A 21,092-nucleotide genomic window follows, 5' to 3' on the forward strand; every position below is an offset into this window, starting at 1 on the left:
CGAGGCCGAAAGGCGTAGGTGATGGGAAACAGGTTAATATTCCTGTACCACCGGGAAAGCGTTTGAGCGATGGGGGGACGCAGAAGGGCAGGCCAGCCGGGTGATGGACGTCCTGGTGTAAGCCTGTAGGCGGAGGGTCCAGGCAAATCCGGATCTTCGTCAAACGCCGAGAGGTGATGCCGAGGCCGCAAGGCCGCAAAGTGGCTGATCCCATGCTGCCAAGAAAAGCCTCTAGCGAGTTTTCCGGGTGACCGTACCGTAAACCGACACAGGTGGGCGAGGAGAGAATCCTCAGGCGCTTGAGAGAACCCTGGTTAAGGAACTCGGCAAAATGACACCGTAACTTCGGGAGAAGGTGTGCCCTCGGTAGGTGAAGTTTCCAGCAAGCGGAGCCGAAGGGGGTTGCAGAGAATAGGGGGTAGCGACTGTTTACTAAAAACACAGGACTCTGCTAAGTCGCAAGACGACGTATAGGGTCTGACGCCTGCCCGGTGCCGGAAGGTTAAGGGGAGAGGTTATCTTCGGAGAAGCCTTGAACCGAAGCCCCGGTAAACGGCGGCCGTAACTATAACGGTCCTAAGGTAGCGAAATTCCTTGTCGGGTAAGTTCCGACCTGCACGAATGGCGTAACGACTTCCCCACTGTCTCGACCAGGGACTCAGTGAAATTGCAGTCTCGGTGCAGATACCGAGTACCCGCGGCTAGACGGAAAGACCCCGTGCACCTTTACTACAGCTTGGCATTGGGTTTTGGACGTGTATGTGTAGGATAGGTGGGAGGCTGTGAAGTGGGGGCGCCAGCTCCCATGGAGCCGTCCTTGAAATACCACCCTTATGCGTCTAGGGCTCTAACCTGGGGAAGTGATCCTTCCCGGGGACAGTGCCTGGTGGGTAGTTTGACTGGGGCGGTCGCCTCCCAAAGGGTAACGGAGGCGCGCGAAGGTTCCCTCAGGCTGATTGGAAACCAGCCGTAGAGTGTAAAGGCATAAGGGAGCTTGACTGCGAGACCCACAAGTCGAGCAGGTACGAAAGTCGGTCTTAGTGATCCGGCGGTTCCGCATGGAAGGGCCGTCGCTCAACGGATAAAAGGTACGCCGGGGATAACAGGCTGATCTCCCCCAAGAGTTCACATCGACGGGGAGGTTTGGCACCTCGATGTCGGCTCATCGCATCCTGGGGCTGGAGCAGGTCCCAAGGGTTCGGCTGTTCGCCGATTAAAGCGGTACGTGAGCTGGGTTTAAAACGTCGTGAGACAGTTTGGTCCCTATCTACCGCGGGCGTAGGAACTTTGAGGGGATCTGTCCCTAGTACGAGAGGACCGGGATGGACGAACCTCTGGTGTCCCAGTTGTTCCGCCAGGAGCACCGCTGGGTAGCCATGTTCGGAAGGGATAACCGCTGAAAGCATCTAAGCGGGAAACCCACCCCAAGATGAGAGTTCCCTCGGGACTTCGGTCCCGCTGAAGGCCCCTCGGAGACCACGAGGTTGATAGGCCGGAGGTGGAAGTCCGGTAACGGATGGAGCTGACCGGTACTAATCGGCCGTGAGGCTTGACCATCCCTTTCTTGAAGGACACAGCCCGTCGCGCACTCTTGCCTCACCCTATTCAGGTCCTGTGTGGGCTGGTGGCTATGGCGAGGAGGCCACACCCGTTCCCATCCCGAACACGGCCGTTAAGCTCCTCAGCGCCTATGGTACTGCGCGGGAAGCCGCGTGGAAGAGTCGGTCGCCGCCAGCCCAACCCCATCCTACCGCCGGTCCAATGGAGTCCGGCTTTTTTTGTCTCTTAAAACGATCACTTCCCATGCTGCAGACACCCGATGCCCACACAATTCCATGGAAGCCTCTCATGGAGGCCTTTGCATCCTTTGAACCGGATGAGGAGTGGAAGGATTTTCCAGCCAGCGCTTTTGAAACCGCTCTCATGGCTTCCTCGAAACCTTTCGTGGAAGCTTTCCTGCAAGCAAAGTTTCCACATGAGTCAGGCTCGCGTTCAGAGCACCTTCGATGCCTCTACGCCTTTCTGCTTGAACGACGCTATCGCGAAAAACTGAACCTTTTGTATTTTGCCTTTGACGTCTTTGAGGAAACGTCCCCCCTGCCTGCAGATGTTATCGCTCGAACGCCTTTTCCTCATGAAGACGGTGTGCCGGCCTTTCGGTACGCTTTGCAGGCAAGTAGCTAAGGAAAGTCAACGTGCTGTCTACTAGGGAGGCAAACCATGCCTGTGCGCTGTGCCACGGTGCTCGGTGTCAGCCCTGGGCGAGCTCTCGTCGTTCTGGAAAGGGAAGAAAACTGCCATGCCTGTCACGCTCACAGCTCCTGTATGCGGCTGCGCCCCCAAGGCTCCAACCGCCTTGTGGAAGTTCGCGATCCCTTGGGAGCTTGTGTCGGTGACCGGGTTGAAATTTCCTTTCCCGCCGGCCCTCTCTGGATTTACTCTATTTTGTTTTTCGGTCTTCCGGCGGCGGCTCTGGCTCTTGGAAGCCTGTCGGCTTTCCTATGGGGTTGGACTTCCACAGCGGCAGTCGTTGCGGCAGGTGCCGCAGGCTTGATCGTGGCTTTGGCCTTTAGTTTCCTGATGGTCCGAAAAATGGCCCAGAGTGACGAGGTCCTTCCGATCCTCTCGCGGATCCTTGTCAAAGAAGTGAGTTGTCTCGACCTTGGTTGATTTTGTGCCACATGGGATAGACTTCTCCCAAGGCGACGCGGATTGCCGTGACGAATTCGGCTTCGGCGAAGGAACTGCGGCAGGCGTTTTAACTTACGGTCACTCGAGACGACCACTGGGAAAAGATTGGGGCGCATGGCCCGCGTTTTTGGCCTTGCCGACGTCTACGCTTTTGGCAGCCAGGCTCGAGCCGTACCGGAGCGGCCAGGCGAGACGTGGTCTGACCCTTCGCGTTTTGCTGAGGGCTTAGATTAAGACAGTGGAGTACGGCCTTTCTACCGCGTGCGCCTTACGGCCAGGCGGCGGGTCGATCGTGCCATGGAACTGGAAGATCTTTTTGCGGTGTTCCGCGTCGATCTGGTCCTTCTGCCGAAAGCAGATTCTTATCTGGCATGGGAAATCGTTCGCGGCGAACCCCTCTGCACCGCAGCAATTTTCAAAAAGGCAGCTGCGTCACGAGCTGAAGCTCTTGGCTACCCGACTGGGAATGGCGGCACGTGCCAAGGCGTCGCAGATTTCGTTTTCCCTTTGACCTTCGTGACCTTTAATCCACCGCCATTCCACCTGATGCACGGACGCCAATCGATCCAATTCCTCCCATAGCTCTCGATTCTTCACAGGCTCTCTTTTAGAAGTTTTCCAACCGTTCTTTTTCCAGGTGTGAATCCATTGAGTGATTCCCTTTTGAACATATTGGGAATCCGTAAACAGAAGGACTCGACAAGGTTCCTTGAGAGCTTTCAAGGCTTCCACGACGGCTGTGAGTTCCATCTGATTGTTGGTGGTCCTTGGGGAAGATCCGCTCAGGCGTTTCTCATGTCCCTGATAACGGAGCAGCGCCGCCCAGCCTCCAGGGCCGGGATTGCCGGAACAGGCTCCGTCGGTGAAGATTTCAACGGTTTTCATGAAGGATTTTCTATCCTTGGATGGGAATGCCCCCCCTTCTTGCCGTGACACTGAAAGAAGTAGGAACGGAATCCTATCGATTGAGGCATTCCGCTCCTTAAGAGGCACGGAGCCGTTGGCGGACGAACCGAGCCATGGCCATAGGGGTTTTTTTCTTCAGGGCCTCTTCCAAACGTTCTAAGGGAATTTCAGCTCGAGCCGCCGATCGATGGCCTCCGGCGCTTCCCCATGCTCCAAAGGCCTTCTGCACACTTCGACCTGCGTTCTTGCGGTATCCATCATTTCGAACGATGACCACAAGGGTTTTGTCCACAACGGAACTGACGATACTCCAAGAGATGTCATGGACTTTGAGCAGAAAATCGGCCAAGATGACCAGGATGTCAGCGGAAGGAACCCGAGCAAGATGCGTGTAAATGCGATCCTTGATCACTGTCTTGTTCTTGATGGCCTCGACAAAGTAGGTGAGGTCCTTAAGGGCCAGGTCGGAAATTTCGATCTTGCGTAAGGTTGCCTGGTACACCTTGTCGTAGAGGTAGTGAAAGGCACGTACGTCCTCTTCACGACTTTGGCGTTCGAAGTTTTGTGTGTCCGTCTTGATGCCGTATATAAGGGCCGTGGCCAGGGTTCTTGAAGGCTTGATCTTGGCTGCGATCAGGTATTCGGTGAGAATCGTTGAAGTGGCTCCATAGTCGGGCCGAATGTCCAGATAAGGAATTTCCGGCAAGGCCGTAACGGGATGGTGGTCGATGACCAGAGAGTACGGAATTTTTTGAAAGAACTCATTGTGAGCCGGCTGTCCGTCCACCAGAAAGAACCTGTTGAAATCGCTAAGGTTTTTATCCTTCAGAAGGACCAAGGGCAGCTTCAGCAACCGCACCATGGTCAAGTTGTTCAGACGCCGAATGGGCCGAATGATTCCAATGGTGGTGGAATGCACGCGTCGCCAAAGAAGCCGTTTCAGGGCGAAAGCGGCGGCAATGGAGTCCGGATCCGGATCGATGGTAATCAGCACTCGATCTTTCGTCTGCACCAGAGCGTAAAGGCGTTGAAGCGCGTCTTTTCGAGAACGCGGCCTCAAAGACGTGGGGCATGCGGAGGAAGGCTGTTTGTTGGGCGCCATGAAACCCGTAACATTTGCGCAGTGGAACGAGGACGAAAAAAGGGGTGGCCTTTCCACCCCTCAAGATTCTCTATGGAGCGGGAAACGGGATTCGAACCCGCGACTTCGACCTTGGCAAGGTCGCACTCTACCGCTGAGTTATTCCCGCTCAGTTCGTGAGCTTCTTTAACTCCAGAGTCGGCCCTGAGTCAAGGAAAAATTTTGGCTGTCATCCGATAATATATATTATGTAAACTTGAAAGCGAGGGCGTGATGACCACGGGAATACTTTATCATTCCAGCTTCAGTCGCCGTAGCTACCTCACCCAGGGCTCTCGACTCCAAGATTTCCCCCAGGCCCTGGAACCCCTATTGCGGAACCCTCGCTTTGTTCTCATTGAATCTCCAGCCATTACCGAAGACTGGATCCTCAAAGTCCATTCCCGAAAGCTTTTGGAGGGTGTCATGCGGGACGCTTTGTGTTCTACGGCATGGCATTCCGCCGGAGGTGTGGTTCTAGGAGCCGAAAAGATTGCTTTGGGGGAGCTTCGAAACGCCTTTGCCTTTATCGGTGCTGGAGGTCATCATAGTGGTCGGGATTTTTTCGGAGGTTACTGTTGCTTTAACGATGTGGTTTTGGCCATCACGGTGTTACGGGAAAAGCATGGGTTACAGCGTTTTGCCATCTTGGACACGGACGCCCATCATGGCGATGGCACACGGGACTTGGTGCGTCACGACCCGAACGTTCTTCATGTGTGTTTATGTTATAGCGCCTATGAATCCCCCGATGGCACCAAGGTGGATGTTCCTGTACCAGGCGGCCTTTCCCTGTGGCGCACCCTTGGATGGGGGGATGATGTGGCCTCGGAAGAAGAAACGGATATGGACCTCCGTTATTACGAAACGGCGAGACAGGCTTTTTATGATCGATGCTTGAGGTTTCAACCGGATCTCATTTTTTGGTATTTTGGTTTTGACACGCACCGAGGAGACTATGGTGACATAGGCTTAAGCCGGTCCGCCTATCTCATGATCGCCCGTATGATGACGGAACTGGCCGAAAAAACATGTCATGGACGTCTGGAAGTGGTCCTAGGCGGTGGATCCCGAAGCGATATCGCGCGCCACTGCATCCCTCCGATTATTGCCATCTTGGGAGGTGAGTCTGCATGAGTCACCCGGTTCCACTGAAGACTTTGGCCAAAATTCTTACCACCATGGCGTGCACACTGCCCCATGAGTATGGCCTCTTTTGGGACGACGACGGCACCATGCCATGGAAGGAATTTTATTGGGCCCTGCAGGAGGATCCTCGATTACGTTTCGTCCGCGAATCCACATTGAAAGAACTGGCTCTTCTGGGCCATGCCCTGCCCTTTGTCCTAGACGGATCACGGTTAAGGCTGGTGGCTGGGTCTTCAACCCTTCCTCTTTTTTCCTCGGTGGAACCACCGGATCGGCTCTTTACAGGCATTCGCCCTCAGCAGCTTCCCTCGGTGCGCCTGGATGGTCTTCGAGCCCGGCATCGATCCTATGTTCCTTTATGGGTGCATAAAGAAACGGCGGAACGTATGGCTCGACGTCGCACTTCTTCTCCCCTGGTTCTGGAGATACGAGCCCGAGAAGCCTACGCGGCCGGCGAACTGTTTTATCAAGCTGGAGAAGATTTCTTCCTCGCTAGAGCCGTGCAGGCGTCCTATGTCATCATTCCTTTAGGCATGCTTGAAGAAACGGAAGAAGAGACCGTCATTCGTCCGCGTCAAGGCGCCAAGACGGTTCCCAAGGAAGACTTTCGAGTCGATTTCGGCTCCTTTCATGTGAAACCACACCACCTTCAAGAGCTTTTTTCAAACCGAGTCTTCGAAGAACCCCGCGGCAAGGAAACTTCGGGAAAAAAAGGGCGCAAGGATGGTGGTTGGAAAAAGGCTGCACGTAAAGAACGCCGCAAACGTGAGGTGTAATAATATTTCCGGGGCGCATCGGTGACGAGTCTGAACTTTTTCAGGAGGTGGGTAAGTGAAAGAAGCTCTTGAATTTGCCATGCAGGAACTTATGGGGCCCGAACTGAACCAGATCCAAAAAAGATCAGAGCGCTATCGAAGAAATCAAACGGCATGTGGCTTTAGAAGCTAAATCTACGTCATGGTTTTCTGGCCTTGGGAGTGAAACAGACTCGTGTCGAATTTAGGCGCCTCCCAGGTACGCCTTTTGAACGTCGGCGTTTTCCAGGAGTCCCTGAGCGGTATCTTCCAAGACGATGCGACCCACTTCCAGCACATAGCCTCGGTGAGCCAGCTTCAGAGCTGCTCGAGCGTTTTGTTCCACCAGGACGATAGTCACCCCCGAAGCGTTAATGTCCTGTATGGTCTGAAAGATGGTCTTCACAAGCAATGGTGCCAATCCGAGACTGGGTTCATCCAGCAGCAAAATTCTAGGCCGGCTCATCAGTCCTCGGGCTATGGCCAGCATCTGCTGTTCCCCGCCGCTGAGGGTTCCGGCAAGTTGGCGGCGTCTTTCCGCCAGGATGGGAAAAAGCTCGTAGATCCACTGAAGAGTTTTCTGAACACCGTTTGTATCGGATCGAATGAAGGCTCCCAGGTTCAGGTTTTCCTGAACGGTAAGGGTTCCGAAAACGCGACGTCCTTCAGGCACATGAGCCACTCCGCGGCGCACCACTTCGTGAGGCGGCAGCTTATGCAGAGGGGTGTCTTCCAGAATCACGGCTCCTGAAGACGGCTTGACCAGCCCGCTGATGGTGAGCAACGTGGTGGATTTGCCTGCCCCGTTGGCCCCGAGAATGGTCACGATTTCCCCGGGATGCACTGTGAGGTTAATGCCGTGCAGCACCTCAATATTGCCATACTTAACGTAAAGGTCCACGAGTTGAAGCATTTTCAGTCTTCGTCCGTCCCCAGGTACGCCTCAATGACACGGGGATTAGCTTTGATTTCCGAAGGTGTGCCTTCGGCGATTTTGGACCCGTATTCCAAAACGACAATCTTTTCGCACACGCGCATGACCAGGTTCATGTCATGTTCGATAAGCAGAACCGTGATCCCTTTGGCTCGAATCTTTCGAATAATTTCAATAAGTTCTTGCGTTTCCTGTTCGTTCATGCCTCCGGCCGGTTCGTCCAAAATGAGCAGCTTGGGCTGCGTGGCCAAAGCCCGCGCGACCTCCAGTAGTCTCTGGTTGCCGTAGGAGAGATTTTTGGCCTTTTGCAGCACGTTCTTTTGCAGCCCTACGAAAGCCAGAGCGTCCAAAGCTTGGTCGATGGCTTTTTTTTCTTCCCTTCGATGTCGACCCAACCCGAGCATGGCGGAAACAACCCCGGAACGCATGCGGCAATGGCATCCTGCCAGGACGTTTTCCAGCACGGACAGATTCTGAAAAAGGCGAATGGTCTGAAAGGTTCGACCGATTCCCAAGCGGATGATGCGGTGTGTGCGAAGACCCAGCAACGAAGTGTTATTGAAAAGAATGTCGCCTTGGTCCGGTCGATAGATGCCCGTGATCAGGTTGAAAACCGTGGTTTTACCGGCGCCGTTGGGACCGATCAGCCCGACGATACTTCCAGAGTCTACGTCAAAGGAGACGTTGTGGACGGCTGTGAGACCTCCAAAGGATTTGGTCAACCGCCGTAGGCTCAAAAGACTCACGCCCCCTCCTCCCCAACATATTGTTCGGGCAATCTGTATCGGCGTGGCCGAGCTGGTAGAATGCCTCCGGTTCGAAAGATCATCATGGCGATCATGGCGGCCCCAAAGACCATCATGCGTGCATTGGTGAAGCCACGAAACACTTCGGGCAATCCCACGATGAGAAAAGCTCCCAGAAGCACTCCTGGAATGCTTCCCGATCCCCCCAAGATAATCAGAGTGAACATAACCACCGATTCCCAGAAACTAAAGGATTCCGGGGCAATAATGGTCATTTTAGCCGCATAGATATTGCCGACCATGCCCGCCCAGGCCGCTCCAAGCACAAAGGCCATGAGCTTGTAATGGGCCGTGTCGATGCCGCTGCCTTCGGCGGCCGTTTCATCTTCTCGAAGGTAATTCAAAGCTCTACCGAACCTTGAATTTTCAAGGCGATGAAAGAAAAAGATTGTCAAGGCCACGAAGGCCCAAATAAGATAGAAAAATTCGTGAGGTTGTCGAATCACCCAGCCGAACAGATTCGGCCGACTGATGCCGAAGATGCCGTTGGCGCCTCCTGTGATTCCGAAAACATTGTTAATGAGCGCGATTCGAACGATTTCTCCCACTCCGATGGTAACAATGCACAGGTAGTCCCCTCGAAGGTGGATGATGGGTCGAGCGATCAGAAGGGCAAAGAGCCCTGCTGTGAGCCCGCACAGGGGCATGAGCATCAAAATAGGGATATGAAAATGGGTGTTGAGGATGGCGGCGGTGTAGGCGCCTACGGCATAAAAGGCAGCGTGTCCCAGATTAAAGAGGCCTGCATGGCCCACGATGAGGTTAAGGCTGAGTCCCAGAGCGGCGTAGAGTCCGATGCTGTTGAGCACATCCGTCCAGTAGGGGTTGAGAAACAGAGGACAGGCGGCCAAAGCCGCCGCAATCAGTCCGTAGGTGAGAAAACGACTCCAGATCATACCTTTTCCGCGACCCGTTCTCCCAGCAGTCCGGTGGGACGCACGATGAGAATAAAAATCAGGACTCCAAAGGCGATCGCATCTTTCCAAGCCACGGACAGGTACGCGGCTCCCAAAGCCTCAATAACGCCCAGCAGAATGCCTCCGACCATAGCCCCTGGAATGTTGCCGATGCCTCCAAGAATCGCCGCCGTAAAAGCTTTTAATCCGTAAACCCAACCCATGGTGAAGTTGATTTGCCCGTAATGCAACCCCACCATCAGTCCCGCTGCACCGCCCAGAGCCGGGCCGATAAGGAACACCATGAGAATGACGCGGTTGACATCGATGCCCATGAGGCGTGCCGCATCTTGGTCAATGGCGGCGGCGCGGATCGCCGTTCCGATCTTCGTCTTCTGTATGAAGGTGTAGAGGGCTATCATCATCACCACGGATGTCCCGAGCATGAGCACTCGAACCAAAGGCACATAGAGGCCGAAGAGATCGATAGCCGTTTTGGGCAAGATGCCCTGAGGATACACTTGGAATCGAGCGCCGTAGATGAGCATGAGGGCATTGGAAAAAAAGATGGAAGCTCCCAGAGCGGACACCACGGCGGATAACCGAGGGGAATGACGAAGGGGTCTATAGGCCACCCGTTCCAGGAGAGCGCCCACGAGAGCCACCAACCCCATGACCATCAGGACCAACACGGCGATCCCTGCCACGGGGCCCAACCGGTCCACCAAGGCCATGGAGGTCAAAAGGGTCAGACCCAGATAGGATCCAATGGTGAACAGGTCCCCGTGAGCGAAATTGATGAGCTTAAGAACGCCGTAGACCATGGTGTAGCCTAAGGCGATCAGAGCGTATATGCCGCCCACGGCGAGCCCGTTGGTCAATTGTTGAAGGAATTCTTCCATGGGCTTGATTGTTGTCGGTCACCCGAAGCGTGATGGTTGCCAAATGAGTGCAGGAGCGTTACCGGTTCGGAGATCAGGCTGCTACCCGAAAACGCTCCTGCAGGCAAGGGCGGGTTCACCACCGTTACGGTTGCAGAATGAAGTTTCCTTCCGCGTCCACCTTGTAGACACGATACACTTCCCCGACGCGATCACCCTTTTCATTAAAGGCGATCTTACCGGTTAGACCGGCGAAGTCTTTGAGTTGCTTATGTAAATATTCGGCCAGCTTGTCTGGATCCGTAGACTGGGTCGCCTGAATAGCGGCCGTGATTACGCGAAAACCATCCCCGGCCAGAACCGCGTAGATGGAGTTGGGGGCTGTGCCGTATTTCTTCTTGAATTCATCCAAAAAGGCTTTGGCCTCCGGGGACGGCAGGTCCTTGGGCAGCGGAGCACTCAGAAAGTAGAACCCTTGCGCCGCATCTTTACCCGCAATTTTCACGAGATCCGGATTGTTGGTGGCATCCCCACCGATAAAAGGCACGTTCCAGTTCATTTCCTTTTTCTGACGCAGCAGCAGACCCGCTTCAGGGTAGTAACCCGTAAAGAAAACCACATCCGGGTTGGCTCCCTTAAGCTTGGTCAAAATGGCCGTATAGTCTCGCTCACCTGGGGTTAAAGCATCGAAGAAAACAATCTTGACCCCTTTGCCTTCCAAAAGCCCCCTGGCCTCATCGGCGAGACCTTTGGCGTAGGTGGTGTTGTCATGCAGAATAGCGACGTTTTTGGCTCCCATCTTTTCGATGGCTTGCACCGCCACCCGTCCCTGTTCATCGTCGCGAGGACAGGTGCGGAAGAAGTATTTGAGTCCCTTTTCCGTGAGTCGAATGGCGGTCGATCCGTTGGCGATCTGAAGGATCTTGGATTCGTTGTAAATATTCTGGGTGGCTTCCGTGATGGAAGAACCATAGGTCCCGATGACGGCCACAATGCCTTGTGTAGCCAGACGCTGGGCCGCCAAAGCTGCCGTGCGGGGATCCCCGCCGTCGTCATCGGCGATCACTTCAACCTTTTTGCCCAAAACACCGCCCTTGGCATTCAGGTCTGCCGCAAGGAGGTCCAAGACCTGCTTCATTTCCTGGCCTTCACTGGCCCACGGTCCGGTCATGGGTCCCATCAGGCCGATCTTGATGGTGTCCGCTTTGGCCGCAATCACACCGCCCAAAAGAAGACACAGCGCCGCTACCGCAACGAGACCTTTTTTCATGGGTATCTCCCTCCTTGTCTTTTGAAACCCCCGATTCGTTGCTGAACGCTTCCGCCACTTGGAACCACTTCCATGAAAAAGTGTGCGGAAGATATCAAAAAAAATCGGACCCTGTCAACTTGACAACCTGAGGGGAAACGGGATTTGTTTCAAGCGAAGCTGGTTGTTGAAGCAGTCCTAAAAGGTTGGGCGCGGCAAGTTCACCGCACGCGAAACGACAGTAAAGGAGCGGGGCTCATGAACAGTGATCTCGAGAGACGGATTCGTCAGACCGGATTGTGGTTGTACCAGCTCATTGAAGACGAAACCCCATCCATTTTTAAGAAGGACTATTGGACCGGCAAGGTCATAGACTGGTGCATGCAAAATGAAGCTTTCAAGGTGGAGATGTTTCGGTTCATTGACGTTTTTCCCTACCTCACCCGTCCTGAATCGGTGGCCAAGCATCTTCAAGAATATTTCTGTCGTCCGGACCAGTGTTTTCCAGTAGCGCTTCAGTGGGGACTTCGTCAGCTGTCGCCCACATCTTTTGCTGCCAAGATGGTGGCCAAGAGCATGGCTAAAAACATTGAATCCATGGGGGCTCAGTTCATCGCCGGTGCGACCCCTCAAGAAGCCCTCGAAACCTTGGAAAATCTCAGAAACCAAGGGATGGCTTTTACGGTGGACCTTTTGGGCGAAGCCGTCGTTTCCAGAGCCGAAGAAGAGATGTATCTCCAGAGGTACCTAGAACTCCTGGATTTCCTTGGGGAAGCCTGCACGCGATGGCCTCCTTTGGGCGGAGGTTCCGGGAATCTGGACTGGGGACATGCCCCCAAAGTCAACATTTCCCTCAAACCATCGGCCTTGTATTCCCAGATGCATCCTGTAGCTTTTGACTACAGCGTGGACCGTGCCAAGGAACGTCTGCGCCCTGTCTTTCGTAAAGCTATGAGCTCAGGAGCCTTTGTGTGTCTGGACATGGAACATACGGCTCTTAAAAACATGACCCTCGAGCTTTACAGAAGCCTCATGGAAGAGCCCGAGTTCAGGGATTACCCGCATACGGGGCTCGTGATTCAATCCTATCTTCGAGACAGCGAAAAAGATCTTCGTTCCATCATTGAATGGGCCAAGAAAAGAGGACGACGCTGCACTGTGCGTCTCGTCAAAGGAGCGTACTGGGATGCGGAAGTCGTGTGGGCGCGGCAGAACCAATGGCCGGTTCCTGTCTTTACGCGAAAACATGAAACAGATGCCAATTTTGAAAAACTTGCTGGAATTCTACTCCAAAATCATGCCTTTGTGTCCTGCGCCTGTGCCTCCCACAATATTCGCAGCCTCGCCTATGTTCTGGAACTGTCCAAGGAGCTTAAAGTCCCTTCGGACCGATTGGAATACCAAATCCTCTACGGCATGGCCGAACCGGTGCGCACGGCTTTGAAAAAAGCGGGGTTGCCTTTGCGTCTCTACACCCCTATCGGCGAAATTATTCCCGGTATGGCCTATTTGGTGCGGCGTCTTTTGGAAAACACGAGCAACGAATCGTTCTTGCGTTTAAGTTTTTCGGAGGGCGTTTCACGGGAGTCCTTGCTGCGAAATCCGTTGGAAATCCTCGCTGAAAAAACGAAAGAAACCGCCGACGTGGTTGGTGAACCGGCCGAAAAAGATGCTTTAGGGCCTTTTCAAAACGAGCCCCCGTGGGACTGGACACAGGAGGAGGTGCGTCGGGATTTTCAAAAGGCTTTGGCCAAGGTGCGCAAAAGCTTTCCGGTCAAAGTTCCCCTGATTGTGGCAGGATCCAAAATCACAAGTGGGGACGTGTTTTCTTCCACCAATCCCAACGACACAAGGGAGGTGGTGGGCGTGGTGGTTTCAGCGGGCCGCCGTGAGGCGGAGGAGGCGGTTCGTGCGGCCAAGGAAGCTTTTTCGGCCTGGCGTGACACGGCACCTTCAGAGCGAGCGGCCACCCTGTTCAAAGCCGCGCAGATCGCTCGATCCCAGCGGTTCGAACTGGCGGCGCTTCAGGTTTTTGAAGTGGGAAAGAGTTGGAAGGAAGCGGACGCGGATGTGTGCGAAGCCATCGATTTTTTGGAGTACTACGGCCGTGAAATGATCCGTCTGGGAACGCCTCGACGCATGGGCCGTGTCCCGGGAGAGATCAGCCATCTTTTTTATGAACCGCGAGGGGTGACGGCGGTCATTGCTCCGTGGAACTTTCCTCTCGCCATTTCCACAGGCATGACGTCGGCTGCTTTGGTGACAGGAAACACAGTGGTCTATAAACCCGCATCTCAGTCTCCTGTGATCGGTTGGCGCATGGTAAGGCTTTTTGAAGAGGCGGGTTTGCCGGCGGGAGTTTTGAATTTTGTTCCAGGGCCCGGATCCGTTGTAGGCGAAGTCTTGGTGAACCATCCGGATGTGGCCATGATTGCCTTTACGGGCAGTAAAGAGGTGGGCTTAAATATCCTTCGACAGGCCTATGAAACTCCCCCTTCCGCCCGGATGATCAAGAATGTGGTTGCGGAACTGGGAGGCAAGAACGCCATTATCATCGATGCCGACGCCGATTTGGATGAAGCCGTCGTCCACGTGCTGCATTCGGCTTTTGGATATCAGGGCCAAAAATGTTCAGCCTGTTCGCGCCTCATTGTTCTGGAAGAAAACTATGACAAATTCATCACGCGGCTCAAGGCGGCTGCGGAAAGTTTGGAACTAGGCCCGGTGGAAGACCCTAAGAACATGATGGGGGCTGTGATTGACGCCGGAGCCAAAAAGAAGATTTCGGAATATATTCAAATCGGCAAAACCGAAGGGCAAGTGTTGGTGGAACGGCCCTTTGGGGATGATCACGGCCATTATGTTCCGTTGATGATTTTTACGGACATTCTTCCCCACCATCGCTTGGCCCAGGAAGAAATCTTTGGTCCCGTGCTGAGTGTGATCAAGGTGCATTCTTTCGATGAGGCTCTGCATGTGGCCAACGGAACCAGCTATGCCTTGACGGGCGCCGTTTTCAGTCGCAGCCCGGAAAACATAGAAAAAGCCAAGAAATCTTTTCGGGTCGGCAACTTGTACATCAATCGAGGGTGTACCGGAGCTATCGTGGGTCGGCATCCTTTCGGCGGATTCAAAATGTCCGGAATCGGATCCAAGGCCGGCGGGCCCGATTATCTGCTTCAGTTCATGATTCCAAGGAATGTGGTGGAAAACACCTTGAGGCGTGGATTTGCACCCTCGGAGTGACGTTCCGATTTAATGCCACCACAAAATGATGGCACCGATCAGCATGCCCAGGACCATGCCGAGGACGAGTTGCAGCCAGGGCAGGGTTCTCCGGGACCGAGCCTCGGGAGATTCCCAGTGCACCCCCATACCTTTTCGGGTTCGCTCCATGGCATCCCATTGCAGATGCACCAGGGTCGCTCCCCATGAACCCATGTCCGGGGGAGCATCCTGATAGCCCACGACGCTACGGTGTTGGTCGAGAAGGGAGCGAACCCGCTGTCGTAAAACCCCCCTTCCCTTTCCATGAATGATCAAAACCCGGGAAAACCCGTGAGCTTGAGCTTCCGCGAGAAAATCATCCAGGAGAGGCTTCAGTTCTCGAGGATCATAGGTATGCAGATCCAACCTGGGTTCGACCGGCATTACAAGAGCATTCTTTGAAAGGAATTTTGTCTGCGATGCCGTCATAAAACACCTTGCCTTCGGTATAGATCTCTAAACATCGAGAAACCACCCTCTTGACTCCTACGATGAAGACGGCAACCCTCCCGGGCTTGTCATGGGCTCCGCAGCGTCTTATAAAGCTTGGCGTGGGTCAATCCAAGCCCTGGAGAATCACCTGCTTTGCCTTGCCGAAACAAGGAAGGAGGACACCTTACATGAGCCCCTCGATTCGCGTGACGTTTCAGCCGGAAAACAAAACCGTTTCCGCCGACCCCGGAGACACTTTGCTGGATGTGGCCGGGCTTGCGGGCATATACATCAACAGCCTTTGCGGCGGGCAAGGCGTGTGCGGCAAATGCCGCTTAAAGGTCGTCCAGGGTTCGGTGGATTTTTCCAGCAAGGGTGTGGGATTTCTTGACCGCAAGGAAGTGGATGCGGGCTATGTGCTGGCCTGCCAAGCCAAGCTCGTGGACCAAGATCTGGAAGTGTGGATTCCTCCGGAATCCCGGCAAGAAGAAGAACAGATTCTCATGGTTGACCATATCGTTCAGTACACGGCACCGGAAGTGCTCGAAGAACATGGTCTTTCCCCTTCCCCTTTCATTCCATACTTCAATCCCTTGTGCAGCAAGATTTTTCTCCAGCTTCCCGAACCTTCTCTGAAAGACAACCTTTCCGACTTGGAAAGAATTTATCGAGAACTGAACAGAAAGTATCCCGACGTCAAATGGGAGGCTGACTTCAGCTGTCTCAAGAATCTGGCGCGACTTCTTCGGGAAAACAAATGGCAGGTGACGGCTCTCGCCCATATGTTGGATCCTCACTGCTACCATCTTCGGGCGCTGGAGCCCGGGGACACAAGCCGACGAAGTTACGGTGTGGCCATCGATGTGGGCACGACCACCATCGTGACACAACTGGTGGATCTGAGAACCGGGCAGATCAGGGCCGTGGAAGCCAGCCATAACCAGCAGGCCCGTTATGGAGAAGACGTGATTTCTCGAATGGTTTTTGCCTGTGGTCGCGGCGGTATCGATCCTTTGAAGAATGCCGTTGTCACCACCATCAATTCCCTGGTCCATTCCCTGGTGACGGCGGCAGGGATCTCCCATGCCGATATCATTGCTTTTGTGGCGGCGGGAAACACCACCATGACCCATCTTTTGCTCGGGTTGGAACCCTGTACCATTCGGCTGGAACCCTATATTCCGACGGCAGCGCGTTTTCCATGGGTTCGAGCCGCCGATGTAGGGCTTGTGGGTCATCCTGAAGCCATGCTCCATTGTATGCCATGTGTCAGCAGTTATGTGGGAGGCGATATCACGGCAGGGGTTTTGGCCTGCGGCATGAACGACAAGCCGGAATTAAGCGCTCTCATTGACATCGGCACCAATGGCGAGATTGTTATTGGCAATAACGAATGGCTTGTGTGCTGTTCGGCCTCCGCAGGGCCTGCTTTTGAAGGCGGCGGCACCAAGTGCGGCATGCGAGCCACTAAAGGCGCCATTCAAAAGGTTCGAATTCATGGCCATGAGGTGAGTTACGAAACCGTGGGAGGTGGCAGAGCCAAAGGGATTTGCGGCTCCGGGCTTATCGATCTCATGGCGGAACTGGTGGCCGAAGGGATCATCGATCAAAGTGGCAAATTTATTCGCTTCGATCATCCCCACGTTCAGGTGGTGGACGGTGTGCCCGAATTTGTGGTGGCCTTCCCTCACGAAAGTGAAACGGCGGAGGCCGTGGCCATAACCCAGGACGACATCGGCAACCTCATGAAAAGCAAAGCCGCCGTTTTGGCTGCTATGAAGATCCTGCTGGAAAATCTTGGAATGCGTTTCGTTGACTTGGAACGCATCTATGTGGCCGGTGGTTTTGGAGCTCACCTTGATATTCAGAAATCCATTCGCATTGGACTCCTGCCCGATGTTCCATTGGATCGTGTGCAATTTATCGGAAACAGTTCTGTGGCCGGAGCCCGCCAATGCCTATTGTCCACGCATGCCTTTCGAAAAGCCGGAGCCATCGCCAGGCAGATGACCTATTTCGAATTATCCGTGCATCCAGGCTTCATGAACGAATTCATCGCCGCGTTGTTTCTGCCTCACACGGACATGGAACTGTTCCCCTCGGTCAAGACCATGTTGGCTGAACGTAGAAAAGCCGTTGCTGCGGGACTGTGAATAACGGCGGCGGACATGGGAAAGGTGTCTTTTCATGGCTTATTGCAGATTTCATCCGGATCGAGAGGCTGTTGTTCGGTGTGAAAAGTTCGAGTACGGCTACTGTCAAGAGTGTGTGGAGGCTTGTACGGCCTGTACGGATCCGGAACTCTACTGCAGGCATCGAACAGCTTGCATCATCTGGGAACTATGCCGACGGGAAGTCAAGAGACGTCGTCGGCATAACACGGACTCCATCTCTGACGGAGCCTCCGTGTGTTCCGGACCCTGAGGCATAATGAAAGCTTGTTTTTTCCTGGAAGTGCGGGCCGTCCCGCCTGCAAAAAGAACCGGGTCAGAGGCTTGCGCTCCCAGGAAAAACAAAGGGCGTGGAACGTAGGGGCACGGCGCGCCGTACCCTTACGTCGTGGTCTGGTTCATTTTAAATTTTCGGACAAGCTCCTCGACTTTCCTCGAAGGCTTTTAATGAGATGCGGGTGTTTTCACAATGATGGGCTTCTCGTTTTCCACAGCGGCAATCTTTTCCGCCGCCTTCTGAGCTTCACCCTGGGACGCAAAAGGGGCGACACGCACGGCATACAGCGGCCCGAGTTTGGGGTGATTGAAAGGGCTGATCTGAGGAGTAAAGCCCATTTTCTTGAGTCTTTCCAGAGCTTCTTGAGCGTTTTCCTTTTTGGAATAAGCACCTACCTGAACGGCGTAGATCCAGCTGGAAGCCGGGACTCGAGCCTCGGGAGGTTTTGGCGGCATGGAGGCCGGCGTTTGAGGTTGGCTTGGCGTTTTTACGGCGCTTTCCGAAACCGGTGGGCTCGTGGTGGTTTTTGATGACTTACCTTGCACGGAAACCATCGGAGAACCGTCTGACCCTGAAGGCGGCGGACTTATGGCAGGTGTTCCCTGCCCTGACGTCTTGGTCTCAGGCTCCGGTGAAGAAGCTGTCACCTCAGGCTTTGGCATCTCAGACGTGACCACCTTTTCCAGGCTCACGACCTGAGGCTGCGGAACGGTCGTTTTGGGAATCTCCTTATAAACTATCGGTTTTCCGGCATCTTTATCGTCGCCGATAGGGGGCTGCGCGTTTTGTCGCCAGATCAGAGACAACAGCAGCACAAAGACCACGCCGATGGACAAAGCGATAAAAATGCGTCCCAGCAGCACCTTTGGAGCCATCGAGCTGTTCTGTCGCATGCCGGCCTTGGGCACAAAAACACTCTTTTTTGGCATGGGATCACCTCATGGATCGGGCCTTTTCCATAGCCCTGGCCAGGCCCGGGAAAGCTCCTTCAATGGTTTGGTCATCCACGCAATAGGCGAGCCGGAAATAACCCGGGCCCCCGAAACCACTGCCGGGAACGGCAAGAATCTTTTCTTCCACCAAGAGTTTCACAAAAGCCACATCATCCTGAAGCGGGCTTGCCGGGAAAAGGTAAAAGGCCCCTGGAGGCTCAAAGCAGGTGTAGCCTGCTCGTCTGAGTCCATCGAGAAGCCTGTCCCGTTTGGCACGGTAGAGAGCCACATCCACCGATTCTTCCAAAAGATCGGGAAGGATCCATTGCATCAAAGCCGGAGCATTCACAAAACCCAGGATTCGGTTGGCGAGAATCATCGCTCCCTGCAAAGCGGCTTGATCGTCGGCCTCCGGATGTAAGGCCACGTAACCGATGCGTTCACCCGGCAGTGACAGGTCTTTGGAAAAGGATGTGGCGATGAGAGCGTTTTCGTAACACTGAAAGAGGGAAGGCACTCGTTCAGAGGCATAGACGATTTTGCGATAAGGCTCATCGGAAACAAGGAAAATGGAACGCCCTGCAGCGCGGCTCTTTCGGCGTAACAATTCGCCCAGCTCTTTCAATTCATCCGCGCGGTAAATCTGCCCCGTGGGATTGTTCGGGGAATTGATAAGGACCACCTTGGTCTTGAGACCTATAGCTGTTTCAAGGGCGTCCAAGTCCAGGGAAAAATCGGACCTGGTAGGCACCGTTTTCAAAACACCGCCATGATTTTCCGCGTAAAAACCGTATTCGACAAAAAACGGTGCCGGCACCACCACTTCATCTCCGGGGTTAAGCAAGGCTTTGAGGATCACGTTAAGAGCCCCGGCGGCTCCGCACGTCATGATCACATGGTCTGCGCTGAGCTTCACACCGTGTTCTCGAGTGAGATAAGCGGCGAGTTTTTCACGGGTTTGAGGCAACCCGGCGTTCGGCATGTAACTGTGAAGGGATGCCGCACCGTTTTCAATGACACGAAGCAGAGCCTCTTTTACCGAAGGTGGTGGCGGCACGTTAGGATTCCCGAGGCTGAAGTCAAAGACCTTGTCGGCTCCGTAAATTTGCTTCAACCTGGCTCCTTCCTCAAACATCTTGCGAATCCATGAGGCTCTATCCATGTAACTGCGCATCTGATGCGATATGCTCATGAAGCCCCCTCCTGTTGAGTCAAAGCGTTGAAATGCGTCCTACTGCTAGCAGAAATAACGTAGACACTCAAGGTTTCCCTTTCCCAGGTGTACACTTTGAAGGGGGCCTGAGATTTCGGGGAAAAATGGGGACCGTAAACCAAAAGGGTGCCGGTCCAGTCCTTAATTTTCCGCCATAGCGCCTCAAGAGGCTTGTCAGGGTAAATGTAAAGAAGATCAAAAGGATCGAGCCGAAGCTGCAAAAAATCGGCGCAGACAAAAGCGGTTCGGCTTTCCAGGCCCAAAGCTCGTGCATTCATCTGCGCCTCTCGGCATAGATCCCAGTCGGCCTCGATGCCCGTTGCTTGGCAATAATGGGCCGCACAGCACACCGCCACACCGTCTCCGCATCCGAGGTCCGCGAACCGGTGATGCTTTGCCAAACCCAGCCTTGGAAAAAAAGAAACCAGCGCTTCAGGACGAGCGGTCGCCCATGCCCCCAGAGATGTCAGTTTGTAGGCGCCTCCCTTTTGCTCGTAACGTTGATAACGTTTTTTAAAGTAGTCCAGAAATGGCTTGAGGCGCTCCGAGGTCTGCAATGAGCTCACTTTTTTCCCCCGACCACGCTGTGGTTTTGATAAATTCCTGGAGCTACGGAGGTCAGGGGCAAGACGAGGCATCGTTTGCCGAGGATTGTTCCAGGGTTCGTGACGGCGTTGCAACCGATTTCGGTGCCGTCCCCGATGATCGCTCCCAGTTTACGCCGACCTGTGTCCACGGCGCCGTTTTCGGTCCAAATACGAACGTTATTGCCCTTGATCTTCAGGTTGGCCAGTTTGGTTCCGGCACCAAGGTTGACATCCTTTCCTAAAATGCTGTCTCCCACGTACGCAAAATGCCCGGCCTTGGCACCGTCCAGAAAAATACTGCTTTTGACTTCGGTGGTGTGCCCCACCACGCAGCGATCCCCTACCAGACAGGTGCCTCGAATATAGGCCCCTTGACGTATTTCCGTGCCATTTCCGATGATGGTCGGCCCTTTGATCAGAGCTCCCGGTTCCACCACCGTGCCCTTTCCCAACTGGACACCAGCGTCCATAAAAACACAGCCGGCATACAGCACGGTCGCTTCCGAAGTCTTTTGCCCGCGCACGAGCACGTGAAATGTTCCTTTACCTACATCACCTCCCAGGATTTCAAAACCATCGAACCAGATGCGACCGTCGTAAAGCACCACCGTTTGAGGTAAAGGGGTGCCATAGAGATTCAGCCCGGTTAGGGAAGGTTTCAGGTGTTTTTCCAGATAGCCTTTGAGGCGCGAGAGGGTTTCCCACACAGGGAGTTCTGAGGCGAAAACATCGCGGTGAGAAAATGCCTCAAGATCAAAGAATGCGGAAGCTTCCAGTCTTTCCATAG

Annotated in this window: 19 protein-coding genes, 1 tRNA gene and 2 rRNA genes; 9 read left to right on the top strand and 13 right to left on the bottom strand. The window is 54.2% G+C overall.

What is annotated here, in order from left to right; translation table 11 throughout:
- From WHS46_02885 to WHS46_02900, 4 genes are all read left to right on the top strand, one after another.
- Nucleotides 1-1,557, top strand: a 23S ribosomal RNA gene (locus WHS46_02885); the annotation flags it as partial.
- Between the two features lie 63 nt (nt 1,558-1,620).
- A 5S ribosomal RNA gene (gene rrf / locus WHS46_02890) occupies nt 1,621-1,737 on the top strand.
- Nucleotides 1,738-1,803: 66 nt separating this feature from the next.
- A complete protein-coding gene (locus WHS46_02895; GenBank protein MEJ5347619.1) occupies nt 1,804-2,184 on the top strand; it encodes a hypothetical protein in 381 nt (126 codons plus the stop codon).
- A 36-nt stretch (nt 2,185-2,220) separates the two neighbouring features.
- Entirely contained in the window at nt 2,221-2,670 is a 450-nt protein-coding gene (locus tag WHS46_02900; protein ID MEJ5347620.1) for a SoxR reducing system RseC family protein, read from the top strand.
- 453 nt (nt 2,671-3,123) lie between these two features.
- Here WHS46_02900 and rnhA read toward each other — a convergent pair whose 3' ends face one another.
- The 3 genes from rnhA to WHS46_02915 all read right to left on the bottom strand — a co-directional run bounded on the left by rnhA (nt 3,124) and on the right by WHS46_02915 (nt 4,847).
- Complete coding sequence (gene rnhA, locus WHS46_02905; GenBank protein ID MEJ5347621.1) at nt 3,124-3,576, bottom strand: ribonuclease HI; 453 nt, start codon at nt 3,574-3,576, stop codon at nt 3,124-3,126.
- Nucleotides 3,577-3,673: 97 nt separating this feature from the next.
- A complete protein-coding gene (locus WHS46_02910; protein MEJ5347622.1) occupies nt 3,674-4,699 on the bottom strand; it encodes a DHH family phosphoesterase in 1,026 nt (341 codons plus the stop codon).
- A gap of 73 nt (nt 4,700-4,772) precedes the next feature.
- Nucleotides 4,773-4,847, bottom strand: a tRNA-Gly gene (locus tag WHS46_02915).
- Nucleotides 4,848-4,951: 104 nt separating this feature from the next.
- Here WHS46_02915 and WHS46_02920 point away from each other — a divergent pair.
- Together WHS46_02920 and WHS46_02925 are read left to right on the top strand one after the other, a co-directional pair.
- Nucleotides 4,952-5,854, top strand: coding sequence for a hypothetical protein (locus WHS46_02920; GenBank protein MEJ5347623.1), 903 nt, complete (start codon nt 4,952-4,954; stop codon nt 5,852-5,854).
- Nucleotides 5,851-6,642 (top strand): hypothetical protein, encoded by a 792-nt coding sequence (locus tag WHS46_02925; protein MEJ5347624.1) that lies wholly within the window; start codon nt 5,851-5,853, stop codon nt 6,640-6,642. Before WHS46_02920 ends, WHS46_02925 begins: the two co-directional genes overlap by 4 nt.
- 223 nt (nt 6,643-6,865) lie before the next feature.
- On the opposite strand, the gene WHS46_02930 is transcribed toward WHS46_02925, so the two are convergent.
- The 5 genes from WHS46_02930 to WHS46_02950 all read right to left on the bottom strand — a co-directional run bounded on the left by WHS46_02930 (nt 6,866) and on the right by WHS46_02950 (nt 11,447).
- A complete protein-coding gene (locus WHS46_02930) occupies nt 6,866-7,573 on the bottom strand; it encodes an ABC transporter ATP-binding protein (GenBank protein ID MEJ5347625.1) in 708 nt (235 codons plus the stop codon).
- A 2-nt stretch (nt 7,574-7,575) separates the two neighbouring features.
- Nucleotides 7,576-8,340: an ABC transporter ATP-binding protein gene (locus tag WHS46_02935; protein ID MEJ5347626.1), complete on the bottom strand. Its 765-nt coding sequence runs from the start codon at nt 8,338-8,340 to the stop codon at nt 7,576-7,578.
- Nucleotides 8,337-9,296 (bottom strand): branched-chain amino acid ABC transporter permease, encoded by a 960-nt coding sequence (locus WHS46_02940; GenBank protein MEJ5347627.1) that lies wholly within the window; start codon nt 9,294-9,296, stop codon nt 8,337-8,339. Before WHS46_02940 ends, WHS46_02935 begins: the two co-directional genes overlap by 4 nt.
- Complete coding sequence (locus tag WHS46_02945) at nt 9,293-10,198, bottom strand: branched-chain amino acid ABC transporter permease (protein MEJ5347628.1); 906 nt, start codon at nt 10,196-10,198, stop codon at nt 9,293-9,295. The genes WHS46_02940 and WHS46_02945 overlap by 4 nt, the downstream gene beginning before the upstream one ends.
- A gap of 124 nt (nt 10,199-10,322) precedes the next feature.
- Complete coding sequence (locus tag WHS46_02950; protein ID MEJ5347629.1) at nt 10,323-11,447, bottom strand: branched-chain amino acid ABC transporter substrate-binding protein; 1,125 nt, start codon at nt 11,445-11,447, stop codon at nt 10,323-10,325.
- A 237-nt stretch (nt 11,448-11,684) separates the two neighbouring features.
- Here WHS46_02950 and pruA point away from each other — a divergent pair, with 237 nt between their 5' ends.
- Nucleotides 11,685-14,672, top strand: a complete 2,988-nt coding sequence (gene pruA, locus WHS46_02955; GenBank protein MEJ5347630.1) for an L-glutamate gamma-semialdehyde dehydrogenase — start codon at nt 11,685-11,687, stop codon at nt 14,670-14,672.
- 9 nt (nt 14,673-14,681) lie between these two features.
- Here pruA and WHS46_02960 read toward each other — a convergent pair whose 3' ends face one another.
- A complete protein-coding gene (locus tag WHS46_02960; GenBank protein ID MEJ5347631.1) occupies nt 14,682-15,077 on the bottom strand; it encodes a Smr/MutS family protein in 396 nt (131 codons plus the stop codon).
- A 236-nt stretch (nt 15,078-15,313) separates the two neighbouring features.
- On the opposite strand from WHS46_02960, the gene WHS46_02965 reads away from it, so the two are divergent.
- The gene (locus WHS46_02965; GenBank protein MEJ5347632.1) at nt 15,314-17,278 is read left to right on the top strand and encodes an ASKHA domain-containing protein; all 1,965 of its coding nucleotides are present in this window, start codon (nt 15,314-15,316) and stop codon (nt 17,276-17,278) included.
- 34 nt (nt 17,279-17,312) lie between these two features.
- Entirely contained in the window at nt 17,313-17,549 is a 237-nt protein-coding gene (locus WHS46_02970; GenBank protein MEJ5347633.1) for a hypothetical protein, read from the top strand.
- A 191-nt stretch (nt 17,550-17,740) separates the two neighbouring features.
- Here the strand turns inward: WHS46_02970 and WHS46_02975 are convergent, their stop codons facing one another.
- The 4 genes from WHS46_02975 to WHS46_02990 are packed head-to-tail and all read right to left on the bottom strand — an operon-like array spanning nt 17,741 to nt 21,090.
- Nucleotides 17,741-18,502: an SPOR domain-containing protein gene (locus tag WHS46_02975; GenBank protein MEJ5347634.1), complete on the bottom strand. Its 762-nt coding sequence runs from the start codon at nt 18,500-18,502 to the stop codon at nt 17,741-17,743.
- A 4-nt stretch (nt 18,503-18,506) separates the two neighbouring features.
- Complete coding sequence (locus WHS46_02980) at nt 18,507-19,697, bottom strand: pyridoxal phosphate-dependent aminotransferase (GenBank protein ID MEJ5347635.1); 1,191 nt, start codon at nt 19,695-19,697, stop codon at nt 18,507-18,509.
- Nucleotides 19,694-20,284: a class I SAM-dependent methyltransferase gene (locus tag WHS46_02985; protein MEJ5347636.1), complete on the bottom strand. Its 591-nt coding sequence runs from the start codon at nt 20,282-20,284 to the stop codon at nt 19,694-19,696. Before WHS46_02985 ends, WHS46_02980 begins: the two co-directional genes overlap by 4 nt.
- The gene (locus WHS46_02990; GenBank protein MEJ5347637.1) at nt 20,281-21,090 is read right to left on the bottom strand and encodes a hypothetical protein; all 810 of its coding nucleotides are present in this window, start codon (nt 21,088-21,090) and stop codon (nt 20,281-20,283) included. Before WHS46_02990 ends, WHS46_02985 begins: the two co-directional genes overlap by 4 nt.
- Nucleotides 21,091-21,092: the final 2 nt, after the last annotated feature.

The organism is Desulfosoma sp., assembly GCA_037481875.1.
Lineage (GTDB): Bacteria > Desulfobacterota > Syntrophobacteria > Syntrophobacterales > DSM-9756 > Desulfosoma.

Bases quoted from the DNA above. Each gene is read 5' to 3' on its own strand.
- WHS46_02975 (MEJ5347634.1), bottom strand. From the start codon at position 18,502: ATGCCAAAAAAGAGTGTTTTTGTGCCCAAGGCCGGCATGCGACAGAAC.
- WHS46_02965 (MEJ5347632.1), top strand. From the start codon at position 15,314: ATGAGCCCCTCGATTCGCGTGACGTTTCAGCCGGAAAACAAAACCGTT.
- WHS46_02950 (MEJ5347629.1), bottom strand. From the start codon at position 11,447: ATGAAAAAAGGTCTCGTTGCGGTAGCGGCGCTGTGTCTTCTTTTGGGC.
- WHS46_02920 (MEJ5347623.1), top strand. From the start codon at position 4,952: ATGACCACGGGAATACTTTATCATTCCAGCTTCAGTCGCCGTAGCTAC.
- WHS46_02925 (MEJ5347624.1), top strand. From the start codon at position 5,851: ATGAGTCACCCGGTTCCACTGAAGACTTTGGCCAAAATTCTTACCACC.
- WHS46_02910 (MEJ5347622.1), bottom strand. From the start codon at position 4,699: ATGGCGCCCAACAAACAGCCTTCCTCCGCATGCCCCACGTCTTTGAGG.
- WHS46_02895 (MEJ5347619.1), top strand. From the start codon at position 1,804: ATGCTGCAGACACCCGATGCCCACACAATTCCATGGAAGCCTCTCATG.
- WHS46_02900 (MEJ5347620.1), top strand. From the start codon at position 2,221: ATGCCTGTGCGCTGTGCCACGGTGCTCGGTGTCAGCCCTGGGCGAGCT.
- WHS46_02940 (MEJ5347627.1), bottom strand. From the start codon at position 9,296: ATGATCTGGAGTCGTTTTCTCACCTACGGACTGATTGCGGCGGCTTTG.
- pruA (MEJ5347630.1), top strand. From the start codon at position 11,685: ATGAACAGTGATCTCGAGAGACGGATTCGTCAGACCGGATTGTGGTTG.
- WHS46_02930 (MEJ5347625.1), bottom strand. From the start codon at position 7,573: ATGCTTCAACTCGTGGACCTTTACGTTAAGTATGGCAATATTGAGGTG.
- WHS46_02960 (MEJ5347631.1), bottom strand. From the start codon at position 15,077: ATGCCGGTCGAACCCAGGTTGGATCTGCATACCTATGATCCTCGAGAA.
- rnhA (MEJ5347621.1), bottom strand. From the start codon at position 3,576: ATGAAAACCGTTGAAATCTTCACCGACGGAGCCTGTTCCGGCAATCCC.
- WHS46_02945 (MEJ5347628.1), bottom strand. From the start codon at position 10,198: ATGGAAGAATTCCTTCAACAATTGACCAACGGGCTCGCCGTGGGCGGC.
- WHS46_02970 (MEJ5347633.1), top strand. From the start codon at position 17,313: ATGGCTTATTGCAGATTTCATCCGGATCGAGAGGCTGTTGTTCGGTGT.
- WHS46_02980 (MEJ5347635.1), bottom strand. From the start codon at position 19,697: ATGAGCATATCGCATCAGATGCGCAGTTACATGGATAGAGCCTCATGG.
- WHS46_02990 (MEJ5347637.1), bottom strand. From the start codon at position 21,090: ATGGAAAGACTGGAAGCTTCCGCATTCTTTGATCTTGAGGCATTTTCT.